Annotated in this window: 13 protein-coding genes; 5 read left to right on the top strand and 8 right to left on the bottom strand. The window is 45.3% G+C overall.

The features are described from left to right. Positions 1-552: 552 nt before the first annotated feature. Positions 553-897, top strand: a complete 345-nt coding sequence (locus tag QUA58_RS27200) for a BON domain-containing protein (protein ID WP_333250544.1) — start codon at positions 553-555, stop codon at positions 895-897. A gap of 240 nt (positions 898-1,137) precedes the next feature. Beyond that, the gene (locus QUA58_RS27195; protein ID WP_333250543.1) at positions 1,138-1,509 is read left to right on the top strand and encodes a DUF4278 domain-containing protein; all 372 of its coding nucleotides are present in this window, start codon (positions 1,138-1,140) and stop codon (positions 1,507-1,509) included. A gap of 120 nt (positions 1,510-1,629) precedes the next feature. Here the strand turns inward: QUA58_RS27195 and QUA58_RS27190 are convergent, their stop codons facing one another. After that, complete coding sequence (locus QUA58_RS27190; RefSeq protein WP_445301908.1) at positions 1,630-2,838, bottom strand: RtcB family protein; 1,209 nt, start codon at positions 2,836-2,838, stop codon at positions 1,630-1,632. Positions 2,839-3,025: 187 nt separating this feature from the next. Between QUA58_RS27190 and QUA58_RS27185 the strand changes: the two genes are divergently transcribed. Continuing rightward, positions 3,026-3,436 carry a hypothetical protein gene (locus QUA58_RS27185; RefSeq protein WP_333397157.1) on the top strand — a complete coding sequence of 137 codons (411 nt, stop codon included), beginning with the start codon at positions 3,026-3,028 and terminating at the stop codon, positions 3,434-3,436. Here QUA58_RS27185 and QUA58_RS27180 read toward each other — a convergent pair. From QUA58_RS27180 to QUA58_RS27155, 6 genes are all read right to left on the bottom strand, one after another. Next, positions 3,433-6,549, bottom strand: coding sequence for a CHAT domain-containing tetratricopeptide repeat protein (locus QUA58_RS27180; RefSeq protein WP_333397154.1), 3,117 nt, complete (start codon positions 6,547-6,549; stop codon positions 3,433-3,435). The two genes, QUA58_RS27185 and QUA58_RS27180, sit on opposite strands and share 4 nt — an antisense overlap. 171 nt (positions 6,550-6,720) lie before the next feature. Then, complete coding sequence (locus tag QUA58_RS27175) at positions 6,721-9,948, bottom strand: efflux RND transporter permease subunit (RefSeq protein ID WP_333397151.1); 3,228 nt, start codon at positions 9,946-9,948, stop codon at positions 6,721-6,723. Between the two features lie 778 nt (positions 9,949-10,726). Continuing rightward, the gene (locus QUA58_RS27170; RefSeq protein ID WP_333397149.1) at positions 10,727-11,671 is read right to left on the bottom strand and encodes a GDP-L-fucose synthase; all 945 of its coding nucleotides are present in this window, start codon (positions 11,669-11,671) and stop codon (positions 10,727-10,729) included. Positions 11,672-12,081: 410 nt separating this feature from the next. Further along, positions 12,082-13,113 carry a GDP-mannose 4,6-dehydratase gene (gene gmd / locus QUA58_RS27165; protein WP_333250533.1) on the bottom strand — a complete coding sequence of 344 codons (1,032 nt, stop codon included), beginning with the start codon at positions 13,111-13,113 and terminating at the stop codon, positions 12,082-12,084. A 437-nt stretch (positions 13,114-13,550) separates the two neighbouring features. Then, entirely contained in the window at positions 13,551-14,282 is a 732-nt protein-coding gene (locus QUA58_RS27160) for a sugar transferase (RefSeq protein WP_333129943.1), read from the bottom strand. A 247-nt stretch (positions 14,283-14,529) separates the two neighbouring features. Next, on the bottom strand, positions 14,530-15,696 hold the full coding sequence (locus QUA58_RS27155; protein ID WP_333397146.1) for a glycosyltransferase: 1,167 nt from the start codon (positions 15,694-15,696) through the stop codon (positions 14,530-14,532). A 297-nt stretch (positions 15,697-15,993) separates the two neighbouring features. Here QUA58_RS27155 and QUA58_RS27150 point away from each other — a divergent pair, with 297 nt between their 5' ends. After that, positions 15,994-18,090: an iron uptake porin gene (locus QUA58_RS27150; protein WP_333250664.1), complete on the top strand. Its 2,097-nt coding sequence runs from the start codon at positions 15,994-15,996 to the stop codon at positions 18,088-18,090. Positions 18,091-18,515: 425 nt separating this feature from the next. Here the strand turns inward: QUA58_RS27150 and QUA58_RS27145 are convergent, their stop codons facing one another. After that, positions 18,516-20,306: an NFACT RNA binding domain-containing protein gene (locus QUA58_RS27145; RefSeq protein WP_333397143.1), complete on the bottom strand. Its 1,791-nt coding sequence runs from the start codon at positions 20,304-20,306 to the stop codon at positions 18,516-18,518. A gap of 299 nt (positions 20,307-20,605) precedes the next feature. On the opposite strand from QUA58_RS27145, the gene QUA58_RS27140 reads away from it, so the two are divergent. Next, positions 20,606-21,193, top strand: a complete 588-nt coding sequence (locus QUA58_RS27140) for a hypothetical protein (protein WP_333397141.1) — start codon at positions 20,606-20,608, stop codon at positions 21,191-21,193. The last annotated feature ends 140 nt before the right edge of the window (positions 21,194-21,333 follow it).

The raw sequence follows: 21,333 nt of genomic DNA, 5'->3' as shown, positions 1-21,333 counted from the left end.
ACGAGAGCACTTTTTTGTGTTTAAAAATCTTGAAACCCTTGGCAGTCATAGCTTGTAGTTCTATTCAGCAAGCCCTACTTATAGCAATCCTCGCATCATTTGTGAATTTCTTACGGAATCCCCGCAGGTTCGGGGATGGTTGGGGTGGGGTAAAAAATTGACCACTCCTGCAACGATTTCTATATGCAGGGCTACCCACAATTAAGCGCGGGCGGCAGTTCCCTGTATCATTTGGCACAAATCGATATCGGCACGAGATGTCCCCAGTAGTTAAACAAACCGGGAATGTATTCCAGCCCGCTGTGCAGTTTTTTTCAGATGACAGTGGGAACTACTTCGACTACGGGCCTGTAATCCAAGGCGTAGCGATCGTCCTATACATGAAATAGCAACATCAACATCTAAATACTATTTAAGATTTTAGATTTTAGATTGTGAAAGTCTCCCGATAAAACATTTTGATAAATTTCGCTGAGTTTTGCAACAATTACGAGTCTTTTGGAATTCTAGAGCTATCGTGTAAAAAGTGTATTTTCAGGAGACTCAACTAATATGGGTTGGTTTAAAAGACTGTTCGGACTCGAAAAGCCTGAAGCCCCGGCTGAACCGATGGCACAAGTAGTACAGCAAGCAGCACAAGCGCAATCCATCGCTCCTGCTAAAGTCGGCCCAGACGGAAATTTTGACGAAAGTGGCTTAGCGAAGCGGGTTGCTTTAGCTTTTGACGCCGATTCAGAAGTTGCTGATATCGAGACTGTTTATGTAGCTCAGCTCAGCAGCACGGTTGTTCTCAAAGGTCAAGTTGCGAGTCAGGCAATTCTCGACAAGTTGGTGGCGATCGCCTCTGCTGAAGAAGGTGCAACAAACGTGCAAACCGATCAGGTGACAGTCGGCTAGTTCTTCCGAACTCAAGCAGTTTCGATCCGGCTGCGGCTCGAATTAGTCAAAAGTTCGATTAAACCCGCTGCGGCGGGTTTTTTGCTGCCCTCTCCCCCCCTCAAAATATTAATTCTTGTAAATACAACCGATTTCTCTTAAAAAACAGTATAATTGAATACAGAAACTAAAAAAGTTTTAGCGAATAAAAGCAAACCTGACCTGACTGCCCTTTTTATCGACCTATAAGGATCAAAAAATATGAAACTCACTTATCGCGGCTCAAACTACGAGTACGACATTCCGACAGTTGATATGATCGAAGGCGAAGTCGCGGGCAAATACCGGGGCCAAAACTGGAACTATCGGTATCCGAGACACATTCCCAACCCCAAAAAATACGGCGGCACAAACTCTACCAAAAAGCGAGATGCTCAAGCTGGCGATCGGGATGTCGCCGCAGCTAGCGCCTCAGCGACGGTGGAATATTACCCAACAGTTGTGGAAGTGGCGCAAGTACACCGGGCGAATATTTGCAATATTCTCGATCGTAGAAAGCAAGCAGCCAAGGCCAAGGGCGATGAAAGACTGCTGCGCTTGCTAGAACTTGAGTGGCAGCAGATGGTCTGTTAGAGAAAAAGCTTCAGAAAACAAAGCCTTTGTCAAGAGGGGGGAAATCAACAGCGGCTTGATTTCCCCCCTCTTTCCATACAGCAATTTTCAGGTAAGTGAAGTACAATAAACCAGTTTCTGTCACCCCTTCACGCAAACCACCTGCTTGAGCGTCGCCACAACTTCCACCAAATCCGACTGCTGACTCATCACCTCATCAATAGACTTATAAGCCCCCGGAATTTCATCTAAAAATTGCTCATCTTTCCGGCACTCAACCCCCTCAGTCTGCCGCACAAAATCATCGAGAGTGAATACATTTTTAGCTTGAGTGCGAGACATCAAGCGCCCCGCACCGTGACTGCAACTACAGTAACTTTCAGCATTTCCCTTCCCTTTAACAATGAAAGACTTCGCCCCCATCGAACCCGGAATAATCCCGTAATCCTCAACATCCGCGCGCACAGCACCCTTGCGAGTAACATACACATCTTCGCCAAAATGCACCTCTTTTTCCGCGTAATTGTGATGGCAATTCACTTCTAATAACGGCTTAACAGATTTGCCGCCCGCGACGTGTTTTTCCACAATTCGCTTAAACCGATTCATCATCACATCGCGATTAAAACGAGCATAATCTTGCGCCCACTGCAAATCGTGCCAGTAAGCCGCAAACTCCGGCGTGCCCGCTACAAAATAAGCCAAATCTTTGTCAGCCAGATTAATTTCTGCCAGTTTAGCTAAATCTTTAGCAGTCTCGATATGCTGCTGTGCGAGCAAATTTCCAATGCCACGAGAACCGGAGTGTAGCATCAGCCAAACAAAGTTTTCAGTATCAACGCAAACCTCAATAAAATGATTACCGCCACCGAGGGAACCCATTTGTTTTAAGGCTTTATTGTTTTGGTGCTGCACGCCTTGATGAAGTTCCTTAAACTCCCCCCATCCTTGCCAGTTGGTGACAGTTGTTTCTACTTCTTTGTTTTCTGAAAATCCGACAGGGATTGCGGCTTCGATATCGACTCGAATTTGTTTGAGTTTGCCTTCTAATTTGTTGGCGGTGAAAGGCATTTTGACAGCAATTACGCCACAACCAATATCAACGCCCACAGCAGCGGGAATAATTGCTTCTTTTGTGGCAATTACGGAACCGACTAAAGCACCTTTTCCTAAATGTACATCGGGCATTAGTGCGACGTGTTTGAATACAAAGGGCAAAGATGCGACATTGGCGGCTATCTTAGTTTCTTTGGCACCTAGGGCGTGATTTGCCCAAGATAAAACTGGTTTTGGGGTTGATATTTCTAATTTTTCGTAGGGCATTTTGGTTGAGGTTTCTTTTGCAAACATCTCTTGTGTAGTATCAATGTAACACACTATTGCTTCTATGTCAATATGACTGATATTAAATTCGATTGCGGGGAGTGGGGTTTGGGTGTTACTCTAGAAATTGCAAGGCGTTCGGCTACTTCAGACATTTGTATGATTTGGGTGTAGCCGGAGCCGTGCAGGTTGAGGGATATATGCTAGGAGAATTATGGTTTCTGAAAAAATTGTTACACCAGAACAAATTGCTCTTTATCGGGAACAAGTAGCAGATAATCAAGAAGCGCTAGCTGCTCTTGATGTAATTGAAGAGTGGGATGGCGATTTAGCAGATGCGGCTGAATCAATAGCGAAGCGAAATGGTGTTGAAGGCGTAGAAACTAATGCTGATTTGCGTTGGTTTACCCAGAAACTTAAAGAATGTCATAAATTTATTTGTCAACCCAAGTATGAAAACTTGAGAAAAAACTATTTCCCTGCTCTAATTCCTCCTTTATCCGATTGTCTATTAGGCAGTTTATGTCCTCCTGGAGTTCCAGGATTAATTGCGACTCCCTTTGCTATTTACATTGCACAAGAAGGAATGGATAAATTTTGTCAATCGTTTAACCCACAGCCTTAAATTCCTATAGCTACAAAAGCTGACCAATAATAGGGATTAGCAAAGGGTAATGGTTGACGATTGGGGTGTAGGCTTGCAGATAAAGAGTCCTTGAATTTGTTTAAATCGCGTTTGGGTGACTTTTTAAATGCTTCCTCAACTAAGAGTTTAAATTGGGGATGACTTTGGATTTTCGCCCACTTTTTATGGGTTAATGTCCTTAACCATTTTTGAGCTTTGTTGAGGGCAATAGCTACATCCCCTGTTTTGATTTGGGGAAGTCGTTTGAGGTTGTGGTAAAATTTGACCATTAATAGAGTTGTGGCGATCGGGTCAACACTCCAAAGTGTGCTAACAACACTCAAACTACCTGCATACAAAAAGCCACTAGGTAAACCAATATATTCATCGCTGATGCTATTGGGATCTGTCATGCCACTTTCACAAGCAGAAAAGGTGACGAGACGACATTGGTTTAGGTAAAGTTTTTCAAAGACTTCACCTAATGTCAATTTAGCTTCTTCTTTTCCTAATTTACCTTCTGGATTGGCAAGAAGTAGGGCAGATTCTAGCGGAGATTCATGATTAAATTCCCCATGACAAGAGAAGTGAAGGCAATGAGAGGAACGCATTTGTTCCATACGTTGATATAAATTGGCTTCAGTTGCTTCTGCTTCTTTGAGAATAATGCTTTGCTGCGGATCGAAGTGTTGGTGAATTTTATCAATTTCTAGTTGAGAACCAAGTAAAGGTCTAGCAGGTTGTCTGGTAGGATTTTGAATAGCAAATAAGCGGGTAAAATCAGGTCGATTCTGCTCTTTGTCTTTTGCTTGTTTCAATAATTGGCAACTGGGGGCATAACCTACACCTTGAGAGAAGCATTCAAACACCAATTTACCGTCAGCTAGGGGCAAAGCATGAAGGGGAAATAGGTGCAGGTAGCGATGGGGAATGAGGATGAGGCGGTTACATTTAGCGCCGCTTTGAGAAAAGCAGTCATCGATACGAGAAATAATCTCATCAATATGCAGAATCTTAGCAAGATTTTGGAGGCGAGAAGCTAAATTATTAATCCATTGGTTGTTTTGTTTCTGGTAGGAATCCCGATACTCTCGATCCCAATTTTCCAACGCTGTCATATCTTCAGCAGAAGACAAAATGACAATGGGATAGGGATGATGGTGGGTGATAAGGAAAGTGAGAATCTGACTGCTCGTGATGTACCATTCAACAATAGCGGTGTTTTCATCGGTGAGGAATTGGATCTCGCTGAAGGGGATGGGTTGAACTTCTTGGGTCAATGTAAACCTAGAATCTATTTTGTTAATTTCTGCTAGCAGTCCATCTCTTTTTTGTTGCAATTGAGTCAATTGTTGTCGCAGTTGTTCTATTTGGTCGTAATTTTTTTCCTCAGATTCTCGAATGAGTATTTCTAATTCTCGTTGTATAGCTGGAATCTGCCGTCGTAGCTGTTCAAGCTTGTAACAATGAGTTAGGTAAGTTTCTGAGTTGGAGTAAAGGTCTACTTTGGGGTGGATATCTTTGTTAGCTAAAAGTTCGACGAGGTTGCGAGCTTTGCTGCGTTCGACATATTCTATGGCTTGGTTGTAGTATTGTGGTTCTTCTTTAGCTAATTCTAGGCAAACTTCGACCATGCGTTGATAGAGTCTATTCCATTTTTCAGCTAGCTTTTGTTTATCTTCTTCCATTCCAGATCCAGAGACTATCTCAAAGCGCAAAGACTCTACATTATAAATAGCTGAGCTAAAAGATATATAAGCCTCTGTAAATTTTTTAGTTTCTTGGTAAGCGCAACCTAAATTAAGTTGACTTAGTATATGATCTTGAGGAAAATTTTCTTTAGTTCTTACCTTCAAGGCATCCAAGAAACAGATAATTCCAACTTCAAAAAACTTGGCCTGACAGTAAGCACCTCCTAGATTGTGCTTGGTCATAGCCCAGTCGTAAGGAAAATCTTGAAAATTGCGTACTTCTAATGCTACTAAATAACAACAAATAGCTTTTTTTAAATAGTCGGTTCTTGATATAAAAATGGACTCACGATAAGATTCGGCCAAATTATTTAGGTTATCTGCCCATTGTTTAGGAAAGCCTTTGCGGGTGAATACATTCAATGCAGATAGGTTACAGAGAATAGCTTTTTCCAAGTTTTCTAGTCTTTGCTCTTTATTTTCGCTCAGCTTAGAGTAAGCTGGGCCTAAATTACTTTTGATTGTAGCCCAGTATTGCGGAAAATCTTCGCGAGTATATATTTCTAAGGCTGCATTGTAATAGGATATTGCCGCTCTCAAGTTCTCTACAGAATTTTTTCGGATACGGTAAAAATAAGCGCTTCCCAAGTTAAGCTGAATCATTGCCCATTTTTCTGACCATTTTTCACGGGTACTTACTTTCAAAGCCTCTTCATAGCAGTTGATTGCAGTTTCTATATTCTCTGCTCTCTCACCGCAAATACGGTCAAGGTAAGCATTCCCCAGATTTATTTTAATATCTGCCCATTGTTCGGTAAAATCTTGACAATTGTTGTAAACTTTTAATGCAACTTGGTGGTATCTAATGGCTTTTTCCAAATTTTCTGCTTTTTGTTCATTGATGCGGTTACGATATGCTTCACCAATATTAGTGATTGTTTTTGCCCAACCTTGAGGAAATTTGTCTCGCGTCCAAATTTTTAAAGCAGCTTTGAAATACTTGATTGCTTCTTCCAAATTTTCGGCTTTTTTTCCATTTATACGCTTCATGTAAGCCTTAGCAAAATTATGCCATAATGTTCCCCTATCATGAGGCAATAGTCTCTCAATCGCTGTTGCAATAAGCTGATATCCTGTAAGAGAAATTTCTATATTTATTGCTAAATTTCCCAAGGGAAAATCTACAATAAGATCGCTAAATACCCCAATATTTATCTCGATACCTGGCATCTGTGTGATTTGAACATTAGCCCATTTTTGATAAATTATAATAAAGTTATCATCTAAAAGGTTCAGGTTAGCTTTAAGCAAGGAATATATGAAATGAGAATTACTATTTGTCTGATAGATTTTTTGTAATACTTGCAATAAAAAATCAAGCTGAATGTCGGAAATTGAAGATATTGAACTTGTATTTTTCATAGTTTTTAACTTTAGCTAACACATTAAAATAAGGATTGCAACTTCAGACTACCATTTCAATATCTACGCATCGCCCTTTGCTGTTCACCCTAACCCTAACTTTCATAGCTTGTCTGAGTATAGCCTATTAGTCCGATCGCTCACAAGTCTGCAAATAAACGGAAACTTACCCTATAAGTTCGCATTCTTTCGCCCCACCTTCTGCACGGGAATAGCCACCGTCTGCGGTTTCTTCTTCCCTGCAAACATCCCGAAGAAATCGTGCAGCAAAATATAAAAACACGGAATAATAAACAGCGTCAGCAAAGTCGCCAGCGACAAACCGGAAAACACCACCACACCCAGCGGTTGCAAGAATTCCGAACCGTCTCCAATGCCCAAAGCTAGGGGAAATAAACCCAAAACTGTGGTAATAGTTGTCATCAAAATCGGACGCAAGCGCTGAGGTGCGGCCCTGAGAATTGCTGTTGTACGATCGACCTTTTCGTCTTCCAGAATTTGGTTCGCCAACTCCACCATAATAATCGCATTATTTACCACAATTCCCACCAGCAAAATCGCCCCCACAATCACCGTTGCGCCGATCGCAGTTTTAGTCGCATACAGCCCGAAAATCCCCCCAGCCAAAGCCAGCGGCACCGTTAACATAATCACCAGCGGATCGACAAGCGAATTGTACTGAACCGCCATCACCACAAATACTAAAAACGCCGCCAAAGAGCCCAAAACAATCAGCGAACTTTGCAATTCTCGGTTAGTTTCCGCCGCCGAACTAGGTATCACTCGCACTCCCGGCGGCAATTTGATTTCCGACAAAACTGCATCCACTTGTTTCAAAGCCTCGCCCAAACTCGCGCCCTTATTAATATTCCCAGCAATCATGAAAACTTGGCGCTGGTTAAGCCTTTGAATTTCCCCAGGCGCTTTTCCCAGTTCAATATTCGCCACATCGCTCAAGCGGATAATGCTGTTATCCCTAGCAGTTAAAGGGATAAATTTTAGTGCGGAAATCGATTGGACAGCAGCGCGATCGAATTGTACCCGCACATCAACCAAACGGTTTCCCCGCTGCAATTGCGTGGGAACAGAACCTTGAATTGCTGTCTGAATCGCCTCTCCAATTTGCCTCGCATTCAACCCGTAGATTTCTGCTTGTTCCCAGTTGGGGCGAATCTGCACTTCCGTTTGCTGCGGGTCTCCATCCGGGCGAAAAGTAGCTAAAGTTACCTTCTGATCCAAAGTTGCCAATACCTCGCGGCCGACTTGCTGCAATATTTGTTCGTTTTCGCCCTGAAGCAGGACATCAACTTCAGCGCCGCGTACTGGCGAATTAGTTAAAACCAAACCCCGCACATTTTCTGGATTCAGACGCAAACGAGTATTTTTGGGCAAATCAATTTTTTTATTCAATTCTTGCGTAACTCGCTGCACAAAATTCAATGTATTGGTGCCAGGTTTCAGCGTAATGTTGCAGCCGCCGCGCAGCACATTCTCAACCGTATTGTTGCCGAACAACAGCCCGCCCACCGTCGTCAAAGTGTATAGAGTTTCTGGTTGGCTGAGGATAATTTTATCAGCTTCTGCCATGATTCTTTGGTTGGTTGCCAAATTTGTGCCTGCAGGAAACAAAGCAAACAATCTCGCTTGACCTGTATTAATTCTGGGCAATATTTCCTGGGGAATTTGACCAGCCATCAGCCAACTGCCGCCGCCCAATCCAATAATCGCTACTGCAATTATAATCAACCGCCACCGCACTACTCCCGATAAAAATTTACCGTAACCGACGGTAGCATTGGTAAAAGCTCGATCGAATGCGCGCAGCGGCCAAAAGTTGCTCAAACCGCTGGATACCCGCAGCGCTAGCAGCCGAGAAGCCATCATCGGTACAACTGTCAATCCGACAATCAGAGAGGCGGCGACGGAAAAGCTGATGGTGAGAATTAATTCGTTGAAAAGTAAGGAAACTAAGCCACCGATGAGCAAAAATGGCAGTACGGCAACTAAGTTAGTGATGGTGGAAGCAAATAAAGCTGATTCTAATTCTTGGCTGCTTTTTTCTGCTTGCTGCATCAACTGTTTGTCAGTCAAGCGCCGATTGCCGTTGGGACTATTTTTATTGCTGGTTCCTTCGACAATATTCTCCAGCATGACGATCGAGTTATCGACCACAATTCCCACACCCAGCGCCAAACCGCCCAAACTGAAAACGTTCAGAGATAGGCCAAAAACTCCCATCAGGATAATCGCCATTAAAGTTGCGAGGGGAATTGCCAGGACAATAATCAAAGTTTGGCGAAGGGAAGCGAGGAACAGCAAAACTGATGCCCCGGCTAAAACAGCCCCGGTTAAACCAGAAAATAGGACATTGCTAATAGAATCGCGGATGAACTTAGACTCGTCGAAGGTATTGACGATAGTCGTGCCTTCGGGAATTGCCCCGGATGCTTTTAATTCTTCTAGCCGCTTTTTGATGCCGTCTACAACTGAGATTGTATTGGCGTCCGGCTGCTTTTGAATGCTAATTTTTACGGCTGCTTTCTGATTGAGAAATACTTTAACTCGCTCTTCTTCTGTACCGTCAATTACCTGAGCAAAATCTCGCAAAAACACTCGTTTTGGCGGATTGGAACCCGATGCTTGAAAAGAAATTGCCTGAATTTCTTTGGCGTTTTTAAATCGCCCGACGGTACGGGTTAAAGGTTCCGCTGCTTCTTGCCGCAGTCGCCCGCCGGAAGTGTCGAGGTTGCGGGATTCGAGGGCTGATAAAACGTCGGAAATACTGACGCCTAAAGATTGCAAGCGATTTAAGTCAATATTTACTTGAATTTCTTCTTGCACGCCGCCGGCAACGTCAACTGCTGCTATTCCAGGAATTACGTTTAGTTCTCTGGATAATTCTTCGTCGGCAAATACACGCAAATCAACTCCTTGCAAGGAGTTGGAAGTGAGGGCAAATTCGTAAATCGGCTGCTGGGAAGGGTCAACTTTGAAGAGAGTGGGGGATTCAACTGTGTCGGGAAGTCGGTTGCGGATGCGGTTGACTGCGGCGGTGGCGTCGTTGAGGGCCTGGTCGATGTTGCCCCCGGGTTTAAAGAATAAATCGACGCTGACTTGTCCTTCGCGAGTGCGGGAGAAAACTTGCATGACGCCTTCAGTGGCGGAAAGTCCTTGTTCGAGGGGGCGGGTAACTTCGTCTATTGCTACTTCTGGGGAGACTCCGGGGGCGTTTAAGCGCACGCCTATGCGGGGATAGGTGATTGAGGGTAGCAAGTCAACGGGCAGTTGGGTGATGTAGAAAAAGCCCACGATTATAATAGCAAGTGTCAGCATGAGGGTGCCGATGTGGCGGCGAATCGCGGTCGCGCTAATGCTAAATCCGGTTTTGTCGGCTGTCATTTGATTTTAGATTTTAGATTTTAGAATTGAAAAGTTTACACCGTCAGTCCGCCTGCAAAGGAATGAATCGCGGGGCTGGCGACCAAATTGTTTTCGGTCAGGCTTTATTTTGTATAGGCAGTGAGAGAATATTTACGCTCTGCACCTGACAAGTAGTATAATAAATTTTAATAAATTGTCAAAAATGTTTTTTATAATATTCCTTTAGAGGTAGTCGATCGCCCAAAACGCAGATTGACATAAATTGCGATCGGCTTTTTTATCGATCGAAAGCAATTGCGATTTACCCCTATCGTGGGGATGGGTTAACTATATTGTTGGTCTTACCCACAGATTGGTTGTAAAACCCGCCCCTCCATTATTATTCGGCGTTGCTGATTTACGGTATGGAAAGCTAAATATGCCGGGTCTTCCGTACTTAGTGTGCTAATTTATCTGAAATTAATAGCATAATTTTTTACACAGCAAGGGTTTGCGGCCTTACTTTAGGATCGCGAATTAAATAATTTACACAAGTTTGTGGGATGGGCATCCCGCCCATCCCACAAGAAGCATAAAAATTGTAAGTTATTAAATTTTCATTCCTTAGTTAATTTGGAGCCATTTTTTCCTTCCATTCATAGATAGCTTGGGTTTTAACTACTTAAACTAATCGTTTGGCACACTAAGTAAGTAAGGAAGAGCCAGCTTTACTACAAAGTTCTTTCTGCTGATTTACTGCCATTCACCACCTTTCCTAAAAAAAACCGGTTTCTTCATAAAACCGGGTTTTTAACACTCAAATTGCGTGTTGTCGATACCAATCAATCGTCTTTTTCAACCCTTCCTTAAACTTTACCTCCGCCACAAAACCAAACTTTTCCTTAGCCCTTTGGGTATCCAAACAGCGGCGCGGCTGACCGTTTGGTTTGTCTGTTTCCCAAACAATTTCTCCCTCAAATCCCATCAATTCGCAAATCGTTTCCACTAAATCGCGAATTTTAACTTCGCTATTCGTTCCCAAATTAACCGGGTCAGATTCACTGTAATCTTGCGTTGCCATCACAATTCCCCGCGCGGCATCTGTGGAATACAAAAACTCGCGGCTAGGGCTGCCGTCGCCCCAAACTGGCAGCGTTTTGTCTCCCCTTTCTTGGGCTTCGTGGACTTTGCGAATTAATGCGGGGATGACGTGGGAACTTTTCGGGTCAAAGTTATCTTCCGGGCCGTACAGATTTACTGGTAGCAAGTAGATACCGTTGAATCCGTACTGCTGGCGGTAGGATTGCAGTTGCACTAATAAGGCTTTTTTGGCAATTCCGTAAGGTGCGTTAGTTACCTCTGGATAGCCGTTCCACAGGTCGTCTTCTTTGAAAGGAACTGGGGTTAAATTGGGATAAGCGCAAATCGTGCCTACGCAGACAAATTTTTCGACTTTTGCTTCGTAGGCGGCGTGGATTAGTTGCGCGCCCATCATCAAATTATCGTAAAATAATTCAGCCGGTTTGAGTTGGTTTAAGCCGATGCCGCCGACGTGGGCGGCGAGGTGAATGATGATATCTTGTTTGTCGGCGGCGCGCTTGCAGTTTTCCATGACGCGAAGGTCGCAGTCGCGCGATCGAGTTACCGAAATTTTATCAGCATCGGCCCCTGCTTTCACTAGCTGGTCGATTACCTGACGGCCCAAGAAACCGGCGCCGCCCGTGACTAGAATGCGTTTGCTGCTTAAATCCAAGCTTGTCATAATTTTAGCCTCGGGATTTTGAATAAAGGTCGATCGACAATTTCAATTCTAAAATTGTTGCTTTGGCAAAAAAAAGCTTTCAGCTACAGGATGAGGTTACCCACAAATTTGTTTTAGCTGCTGCAGATAGGGACAATTTGCGCCGTGCACACCCGAAAGTTAGATATAGGGGTCGCGACTCCTCAACGATCATTTTAAGGTTTTTTTTAGCCCGCACAGCCAAAAATTTTGCGAGCAATTAAGCTGGTTCTTTGAATGCCGATCGCGCTACGCTAATAGCTGTAACAACCCTCTCATCAGTTGTGAAGTGTGTGCAGGGGCAATCCTCCGGTGCGCGCCTTTCGCCAAAGGGGGTAAACACGGGACCCTACCCCTACAAATTGTCCGCACTGACGGCTTAGTTGAGCGACTTAATCAAATCCGTTGCCCGAACCCCGACCTTGCTGTTCTAAAGCTTTCATGTCAGCATCTACCATTAAATGTACTAACTCCTCAAAAGTTACAGACGGTTCCCAATTTAATTGCTGGCGCGCCTTAGTCGAATCGCCAATCAACAGTTCGACTTCTGCCGGACGCAAGTAGCGTTCGTCAAACTCCACATATTTTTGCCAATCTAAATTGACGTAAGTAAAAGCCAAATCGAGAAATTCCTTAATGGAATGGGTTTCGTTGGTAGCAATGACATAATCGTCAGGCTTGTCTTTTTGCAGCATCAGCCACATCGCTCGCACGTAGTCTTTAGCATAGCCCCAATCCCGCTTGGAATCGAGATTGCCCAAGTAAATCTTTTTCTGCTTGCCGGCGACTATTCTGGCAACGGCGCGAGTAATTTTGCGAGTTACAAAAGTTTCGCCACGGCGGGGAGATTCGTGATTGAACAAGATGCCGTTGCAGGCAAAAAGTCCGTAAGATTCGCGATAATTTATTGTTTGCCAGTGCCCGTAAACTTTGGCGCAGGCGTAAGGACTTCTGGGATAAAAAGGAGTTGTTTCCTTTTGCGGAACTTCCTGCACCAAACCGAACATTTCCGAAGAACCTGCTTGATAGAACCGCACTTCTATGCCGGTGCGGTGCTGATAGTCCCGAATTGCTTCTAGCAGCCGCAATACTCCCATCCCTACAGTGTCCACCGTATATTCCGGCGAGTCAAAACTGACTCGAACGTGAGATTGAGCGCCTAAGTTATAAATTTCTACCGGCTGAACTTCTTCCAATATCCGGCGGAGAGTGGTGCCGTCCGTCAAGTCGCCGTAGTGTAGAAACAGGCGCGCACCCTCGCTGTGAGGATCGACATAGATGTGGTCAATTCGATCGGTATTGAAACTAGAACTGCGCCGGATAATGCCGTGAACTTCATATCCTTTCTCTAACAGTAATTCGCTCAAGTAGGAGCCGTCTTGACCTGTAATACCTGTTATTAGCGCTCGCTTACGTTGCGTCATCTGATTTTCCTTTGACAGGCTGTGTTTATTCACAAGAAACTTTTTGGCAGAGGCTGTTGATCCCTGCCGGCCGTATTCTCAAACTCTACGTTAACTGCTTTATAAAACTTACTCAAACTTAACTTTAGTTACCTAAAGCCCGTTGAAGTTTACTTCCTACGCTGTTGGGTAGTGGGCTATCCCCCTTAAGCCAAAGGTTATAGAGTTAAGTTTAACACCTAAGCCTAAAGCAGTCTATCTAGAAGAACTGATCTTTCTAGATGAAGAAGAGGTAGGTTTATTTAAGTATTTGCCCCTTTAGTTAAGCTCACAATTCTTCGATCGGCATCCAGGAACTGTTTAGTTTTGACAAAGAGTTTGTCGCTGATTGTCGGTAGTCAGCATCAGTGGTCAGTAACAAATAAAACTAACTACCGAGTGCTGACTGCGGACAAAAATTAATATGCGCCGTTATTTTTGGGAAAAATCACAACTCCAATTGTTTTGAAAACAATCCACATATCCATCCAAAGGTTTTTGTCATTTGCGTAATAGAGGTCGATTTGGACTCGGCGGGGATAGGGAATGTCGTTGCGACCAGACACTTGCCACAAGCCTGTAATTCCAGGTCTTATGGTGAGAATTTTGTTGATGTGACGGCCGTATCTCGGCAGTTCTTCTTCAACTAAAGGTCTCGGTCCGACGACGCTCATATCTCCTTTTAAAACATTCCAAAACTGGGGAAACTCGTCTAAACTGGTCATTCGTAAAAATCTTCCAATCCAGGTAATTCGAGGGTCTTGTTTCAGCTTGAAATTGTCCTCAAACTCTTGACGCAAATGCGGAGAATTTTCCATGATTTCCAGCAATATATCGTCCGCATTTTCCACCATCGTTCTGAATTTAAGGCAATAAAACCTTTTACGGTTTTTGCCTACTCGTTCCTGTACGTAAAAAATAGGCCCGGACGAGCTTAAGGCGATTAAGAAAGCCAAAAGCAGGTAAACCGGAGCAAACAGGATCAGAACCGATAAGGAAAACAGGATGTCAAATAACCGCTTGAAAAGTTCTCCGTCGAGGCTCTGTAGAGAACGACTTATGCGTCTATCTCCTTGCAGGACAGACCCAAAACCGCGTCTTGCGATCGCTCGAATTACCTTGCCGGAGATTAGTTGGCTGTCGGCAGTCATCTTACTCCTTCACTTCACACCACACACAGTCATGATCATAAAGCCTCAAGACGCTTTGTTCTCTGAATTATGTTTCCAATACTCAATTTTCTGCATTCAGAAGAAGGAAGAAGGAAGAAGGAAGAACGAAGAAGGAAGAAGGAAGAATGGACAAGGTACTTATGTAGAGAGGTTTTGAGGGCTTCGGAAGCAAGAAGGAATATTTTCTGCCTCTCCTAGTCTCCCCCTCTCCCCCTATCTCCCCCTCTCAACTCCCAGACTTGGTAAAATCACAGGATTGAAATTCCTGATAGCACTGTTCGACAAAAGCCAGATAGCGCTGCTCAAAGACTTCCGGGGCAAACTTTTCGGCGCGCAAGCGTGCCATTTCCGGCTGAAATTTTCCTTGCAACTGCTCAAATTCCTCGACGGCTTCGACTATAGCTGCTGCGGTTTGGGATGCAAAAAATAAACCAGTCCCTGTTTCTGGGTGTTGGCGAATGTCGAACACTGTCTCCAAAGCGCCCCCTGCTGCATAGGAAATTACTGGTGTTCCGCAAGCTTGAGCCTCTACCAAAGCTATGCCAAAATCTTCGCAAGCTGCATATACAAAGGCTTTCGCCTCTGCCATGTACTTTTCAACTATGGAGGCGGGCTGCCAGCCGAGCACTTGCACGTTGGGTTTGGCGATTTGCCGAATCATTTCTAATTCTGGCCCGGTGCCGATGACAATGAGAGTATGCCCGAGTTGATTGAATGCTTGGACGATCGCACTTACGTTTTTGTAACTTACCAACCGACAAACTGTGACGTAAAAGTCTTGTTTTTGCCGCATCAAGGAAAATCGCTCGATATTTACCGGCGGATAAATCACCTGGGCCCGCCGCCGATAGCACCGCCAAATCCGGCGCGCAGTGTGTTGAGAGTTAGCGATGAAATAATCAACGCGATTGGCGGAAATTACGTCCCACTGCCGCAGTCGATGCAACAAATATCGCGTCAGCAGACCCTGGATGCCTCGTCCGGCTTTGCTGCTACGCAAATAGTCAAAAGTTAAGTCCCAAGCGTAGCGCATGGGCGTGTGGCAGTAGCAGACGTGCATTTGCTGGGGACTGGTGAGGATGCCTTTGGCGACAGCATGGGATGATGAGAGGATGATGTCGTATTCTCGCAGATCTAGTTGTTCGATCGCGATCGGCAGAAATGGCAAATATTTTTGGACGCCACGGCGGGCTGCGGGAAAGTGCTGCAAAAATGTTGTGCCAATCTGTCGCCCGAAAAGATAGCTTTCGGGATTGGCCGATTCAAAGTCGATGAGGGCGTAGATATCTGCCTCGTCTACGTGTTTGAGAATTTCCTGCACTACGAGTTCTGAACCGCCAGTAGCTAAGGGCGTCAACCATTCGTGAACTAGGGCGTATTTGAGTTTTTTCACTTTATGTAGCCGATCAAACGATTTGTTAGCGCCAGTGCTGTCAATATTAGTCTTACTGAGGGATCACTTACGCAATATCCAGCCATCAACCAGGTTTCTACGTAGGTATTTAGCTCAAACCAAGGATTTTGGGAATAAACGGAGTTTTTGTCCAATCAACCACAGCAAAACTGCACTCTCCGGCAGTGATTTCCCCGATAATTGACAAGAAATACTATTAGGCGGAATATTGAAGGTGATTTGCGATCGCCTAAATCTGCGGAAGGGGCGATCGGCTCAATGTGGTGTGAGGAAAAAATGTCCAAATTTTTGTGGAAGGGACTTTTAGTTAGTCCGGCGGTATTGGCAGCAAGTTTAGTCGTATGTTCGACGGCGCTAGCAGCAGAGCAACCTGTAGAAATTGCCACGGCAGCTCAAGCTGATAAATTGCAATTAGCAGGTGCTGCAACCGAGGCAGCCAAGTCTGAGACAGCAAAGCCTGAGACAGCCGAACCAGCGTCACTAGCTAGTAAATCAACTGTTGAAACTATTGAGAAAGAAAGTGCGAACCTCTACGAGGGCTTCACTAACGATTTGAGCGCCCCAGTTGCCGAACAAGCAAAAGCACCGGAAAACGCAGTTGCAGCAGATTTAAGCGAAACCAAACCCGCAGGAGCGCCCGCAAATTTAAGTGCCGAACCACCTGTCGCGGAACAAATCCCCGCAGTCGCACCCGCAAACTTAAGCGAAACGCAACCCGTCACCATTGCACCGGCTAATTTAAACGCAGAAAAAGCTGGCATACAACCCGAGCAGATTTCGCAATCCACTGATTCAAGTGCCCAACCTCAAGCACAGTCTAATGTTTTAGAACAAATCAACCAATACAGCGCCGAAGACAGTAGCAGCGAAGATGCAGTTGGCCAAGTAACCTCAGTTTCGCAACTTTCCGACGTTCGACCCACCGATTGGGCCTTCCAAGCTTTGCAATCCCTAGTAGAGCGCTACGGGTGCATAGCTGGCTATCCTGACGGCACTTTTCGCGGCAACCGGGCGATGACTCGCTACGAATTTGCAGCAGGTTTAAATGCGTGTTTGGATAAAGTTACCGAGCTAATTCAAGGCGGTTCGAGAAATCTGGCGACGCGAGAAGATTTGGCTTCTGTGCAAAGGTTGCAAGAAGAATTTGCGGCGGAATTGGCAACTTTACGTGGCCGCGTCGATGTTTTGGAAGCGCGCACCTCTGAATTAGAAGCAAATCAGTTTTCAACTACGACTAAACTCAACGGCGAAGTGGTATTTGCTGTGACCGGTATCGCCGCCGGAGATGATGCTAACGGCCGCGAAGCTGATAGAACGACTGCTTTTGGCAGCAGGGTTCGTCTCAATTTTGATACGAGTTTCTCAGGTGAAGACTTGCTGAGAACTCGACTGCAAGTTTTGAATTTGGGTTCGTTTTCTACTAATAATACCAAAACCGCTGAAGGGGAATTGCGGTTTAATGCTGGGCCTTTTGGCGAGGCTAGCAATACTGTAGGTTTAGATGCGCTGCTTTACCAATTCCCTCTCGGCAAAAGCACGACTGTAATTCTCGAAGCCAACGCAGGCGCTGCTGATGATTTTACCAACACTGTCAACCCTTACTTTGACGGAGACGGCAGCTACGGCGCTCTTTCTAACTTCGGTACTCGCAACCCGATTTACTATTTGACTGGCGGTTCTGGCATCGCTCTGCGGCATCAGTTTGGGGAAAAACTGGAGCTGAGTTTGGGATATTTGGCGGGCAATGCTGCGAGCCCGACGCGGGGAAATGGTTTGTTCAACGGTTCTTACGGCGGTTTGGCTCAGTTGACTTTCAAACCCAACGACAACATGGCTTTAGGTTTAACTTACGTTAATTCCTACAACTTTGTTACCGGTACCGGCAGCAATGCTTCTAATTTCCCGGCGCGTCTCGGTTCCTTTGGGTTCGACAGCGATACCACTCTGCCAGTTTCTAGCAATTCCTACGGCGCGCAAGCTTCGTGGCAGTTGAACCGGAGATTTGCAATTGGCGGTTGGGCGGGTTACACCAACCAGCGCATTTTATCCAACTTGGCTACTCCTACCGATTCTGTGCAGCGGGGAGACCAAAAAATCTGGAACTGGGCAGTTACTTTGGCTTTTCCCGATTTGTTGAAAGAAGGAAATGTGGCGGGTATTCTGGTAGGTATGGAGCCGCGGGTGACGAGTTCTACTAATCGGACTTTGCCGGAAGATAAGGATACTTCGCTGCACGTTGAAGGTTTCTATCAGTTTAAGTTGAGCGATAATATTTCGGTCACTCCCGGTCTGATTTGGCTGACTGCTCCTGACCACAATAAGGATAATTCTGATTTGGTGATTGGGGTAATCAGAACGACGTTTACTTTCTAGGAGTTGTATATTCGGGGCGGGCTAGAAGCCCACCCCACAAGAGTTTGATTTTTTTTGAAATAAAATTTAAATGTAGAACAGCTTAAGAGCGCATTCGACTTATTGTATAAATCTTTGATTGATAGGGAAACCGCAGATGCAACGCAGATGCCTTTCAAGAAGAGCGAGCGAATGAATGCAATTAAAGTCTATTTTGTTTCAATAGAAACGACCAGCTTTAGTAAAAGCTGGTCTGCACAAATAGTTAAATCCGTTGTTTGTTGTTCTCACAGTGTTTTTTTCACAGTGAGGAAACCCAAATTGCACGTTTCTTTGCAGCGGGTTCTAAGAAACATATCATCTGTCTTAAGTGGTACTTTTGCAACAAGAATTATTTTTTTGTAATAAAACTTTACATTAGTCGGGTTGTTCGATCGCACATCGTATCAAGCCGGAGCTTGCTGCGGTCTGCCCCAGACAATCCGCTCCTGCTTGTATACAACCATACCCGGTTTTGCGCCTTTCGGCTTGTATACATATTTCGGTTCTGTATAAACCACCGGGACTTGTTCGCTGTGGCGGGCGCGACTGTAGTAAGCAGTCATGTCGGCGGCAAATTGCAAATCGGTTTCTTCAGCCACTGTACCGGGTTTGAGACGCAGCAAAGCGTGGCTTCCGGGAATCTCTAGGGTGTGAAACCACAAGTCATAGTCATTAGCGGTACGAAAAGTGAGTTGGTCGTTTTGGCGGTTGTTGCGCCCGATTAATAATTCAAAGCCACTGGGGGTTTGGTAGCGGTGAAATTCGATCGCAGCATTTTTGTCACTGCCACGGTAATCTGATACAACTAGATATTTTTGCTGGATCAGTTCTTCGCGGATTTCGGCGAGGGTTTGCAAATCTTGGGTGTTGCGGTAGGTTTCCAATACCGCAATCGCGACTTCGACTTGTTCTAAATAGTCGATTTCTTCCTGTACGGCGGCTAACAAAGGTTCTACTGCAATGCGGGCTCTTTTAAGTTTTTGGTGCTTTTTGTAGATTGCTTGAGCGTTTTGAACGGCGTTTTTTTCCACGTTTAGCGGAATTATCACGGGTTTTTCGGTTTCAAAGTCGGGGAGAGAAATTGATTTCATTCCGGGTTCCCAATGCTGCAAGTTTGCCATCAGCAAGTCGGCTTGGGATTTGTGGGTGTCGGCATCTGCTGATTGCTGCAATCGTTCTTTAAATGTGTTGGCTTTGAGGCGCAGTTTTGCTAGGACATTGTTGAGTTTTTGGGTAAGTTGATGCCGCAGTTGGGCGAATACTTGTTGATTGATTTCGCCTGTGTAGTAGCTGTTGAGTATTTCTTGAACGGAAGAAGGAAGTTCGGCAACGGATTCTGTAACGGATTTAACGGATGTCTGGAGGGACGAAGAAGGGAGGAGGGGGGAGGGATTTTCTGGTGTTGGCCAGTCGATGACGGTGTAGCCTTCAGGGGTAAAACTCGGGTGAAATTTGGAGTTTTCTAGGCATTGCAGCCAGTATAGCCAGCGCTGGAATAGTTGCTGCCATTGGTCGGGATTGAGGCTGTCGGTGGATTGTTCGGGGTCTAAAGAAGCCGATCGAATCATTGACCCAATTAAGGCCTTACTCAACCCTCGGTAATTCTTCAACATATTGCGGTTTAATGGGCCGGGAACCAGGCTAATTCGTGATTGCCAGCGGTTTTGAGATTCGCTCAGACTCGGTACTGCATCGGTCAAAGACGGGGGCATTTCGTAGGGTTGCCCGGTTTGGATGGGACGGACGGTGGACTGTTTGGCGCTGACTTGGTGGGCGCAGGTGACAACGAGATTGTCTTGGGCGGTGAGGATGACGTTGCTGTACTTGCCCATGATTTCGGCCCAGAGGTGCCAGAGGGCGGGTTCTCCGGGGCGTTTGGCGAATTGCAAGTCGATGACTCTTTCCCAGGAGGAAACAGGGGCGATGGAAACTAAGGCTAAACCGCTGAGTTGGTGCCGCAGTTGTTCGCTGAAGGTGAAGGTGTCGGGAATGCGGGGCGGGGGGTCGCCGACGCAGATGCGGGCGGCCACAGGATGCCATGAAAGGTCAATCCAGCCGCGCCCTTTCATGGTGCGGAGGGCCAGGGACACGGTAAATCGATCGCGCTGGTAGACTTGTTCTAAGCGCGCTGGCAGCCATTGGGCTCGCAGTTCGCTGCAAGTGGCGGTTAAAGTTGTAAAGTCTACGGGTTGCACGGTGGCCTCTTTGCGATCGATCGAACTATGTATGTCTATGCTGACAGATATTGGTCGTATTTAACCGATATTATCAAAGTTTTGAAACCAGATTTGAAAAGACGTATCAGAGGCAGGCATTTTGCTGGCCTCACAATCAATCTCTTTTCTTCTGGTGGAACAGGCATCTTGCCTGTTGCCTATCAGATGCAGGCAAGATGCCTGCCCCACAAAAAATCTAACTTATTGTGGAACAGGCATCTTGCCTGTTCCTAAATATCTTCGATTAAGCCTAGTAAATTCCTGTTATTGTTAGTTAAATGGAAAACATATCAATTTTAGAACAAGCCGCTAAATCGAATACAAAACCATCTTCCGCCGCCGTAGTCGCCGCCCTCCTAGAAGCCGAGAAAAACGCCAAAAAAAATAAAATTCGCTATGATTTCGAGCAATTAACCGGCAATTGGCGCCTGTGCTTTATCACAGGCACAAAAAAGACTCGACAAAAAGCAGGAATTGTGTTAGGTGCGGGACGTTACATTCCTGAGTGGGTGGCAAAAATCCAAATTGCTTACTCGGTAGAACCTGTTGCGGATGGGGAAACGCTTGGAGAAACGGGCAAAGTAGAGAATTCGGTGCGAGTTGGGGCGATCGAACTAACTCTTTCGGGGCCGAGTAAGTTTTTGGTTAATAAAAATATTTTAGCTTTTGATTTTACCAGAATTACCGTGAAACTGTTGGGTAAAACTGTGTATCAAGGATTTATTCGCGGTGGAGAAGCGCGGGAGGCGGAATTTTTTAGTTTGAGTGTGGGGAAGCAGGCATTTTTTGCATATTTTCTGATAGAAGATGGGATAATTGCGGCTAGGGGAAGGGGCGGCGGATTGGCTTTGTGGGGGAGAGTTTAGGTGAAAATGTGCGATCGGGGGACAACAGTATTTATTCTGTATCTCTCGTTTATATCGAAGTCTAGATCCCCCTCGCATCCCCCTTAAGAAGCTACCGTGTACACACAAGTCCAGCTAGAGCGGTTTTCCAACCAATGAAG

The sequence above is a fragment of the Microcoleus sp. N9_A1 genome (genome assembly GCF_036701795.1).
Classification (GTDB): Bacteria; Cyanobacteriota; Cyanobacteriia; order Cyanobacteriales; family Microcoleaceae; genus Microcoleus.
The sequence above is the reverse complement of the archived record's forward strand: the minus strand, read 5'-3'. Positions and strand labels throughout refer to the sequence as shown.

Excerpts from the sequence above, each read along its gene's own strand:
- QUA58_RS27200 (WP_333250544.1), top strand. The coding sequence starts at position 553 with ATGGGTTGGTTTAAAAGACTGTTCGGACTCGAAAAGCCTGAAGCCCCG.
- QUA58_RS27195 (WP_333250543.1), top strand. The coding sequence starts at position 1,138 with ATGAAACTCACTTATCGCGGCTCAAACTACGAGTACGACATTCCGACA.
- QUA58_RS27190 (WP_445301908.1), bottom strand. The coding sequence starts at position 2,838 with ATGTTTGCAAAAGAAACCTCAACCAAAATGCCCTACGAAAAATTAGAA.
- QUA58_RS27185 (WP_333397157.1), top strand. The coding sequence starts at position 3,026 with ATGGTTTCTGAAAAAATTGTTACACCAGAACAAATTGCTCTTTATCGG.
- QUA58_RS27180 (WP_333397154.1), bottom strand. The coding sequence starts at position 6,549 with ATGAAAAATACAAGTTCAATATCTTCAATTTCCGACATTCAGCTTGAT.
- QUA58_RS27175 (WP_333397151.1), bottom strand. The coding sequence starts at position 9,948 with ATGACAGCCGACAAAACCGGATTTAGCATTAGCGCGACCGCGATTCGC.
- QUA58_RS27170 (WP_333397149.1), bottom strand. The coding sequence starts at position 11,671 with ATGACAAGCTTGGATTTAAGCAGCAAACGCATTCTAGTCACGGGCGGC.
- gmd (WP_333250533.1), bottom strand. The coding sequence starts at position 13,113 with ATGACGCAACGTAAGCGAGCGCTAATAACAGGTATTACAGGTCAAGAC.
- QUA58_RS27160 (WP_333129943.1), bottom strand. The coding sequence starts at position 14,282 with ATGACTGCCGACAGCCAACTAATCTCCGGCAAGGTAATTCGAGCGATC.
- QUA58_RS27150 (WP_333250664.1), top strand. The coding sequence starts at position 15,994 with ATGTCCAAATTTTTGTGGAAGGGACTTTTAGTTAGTCCGGCGGTATTG.
- QUA58_RS27140 (WP_333397141.1), top strand. The coding sequence starts at position 20,606 with ATGGAAAACATATCAATTTTAGAACAAGCCGCTAAATCGAATACAAAA.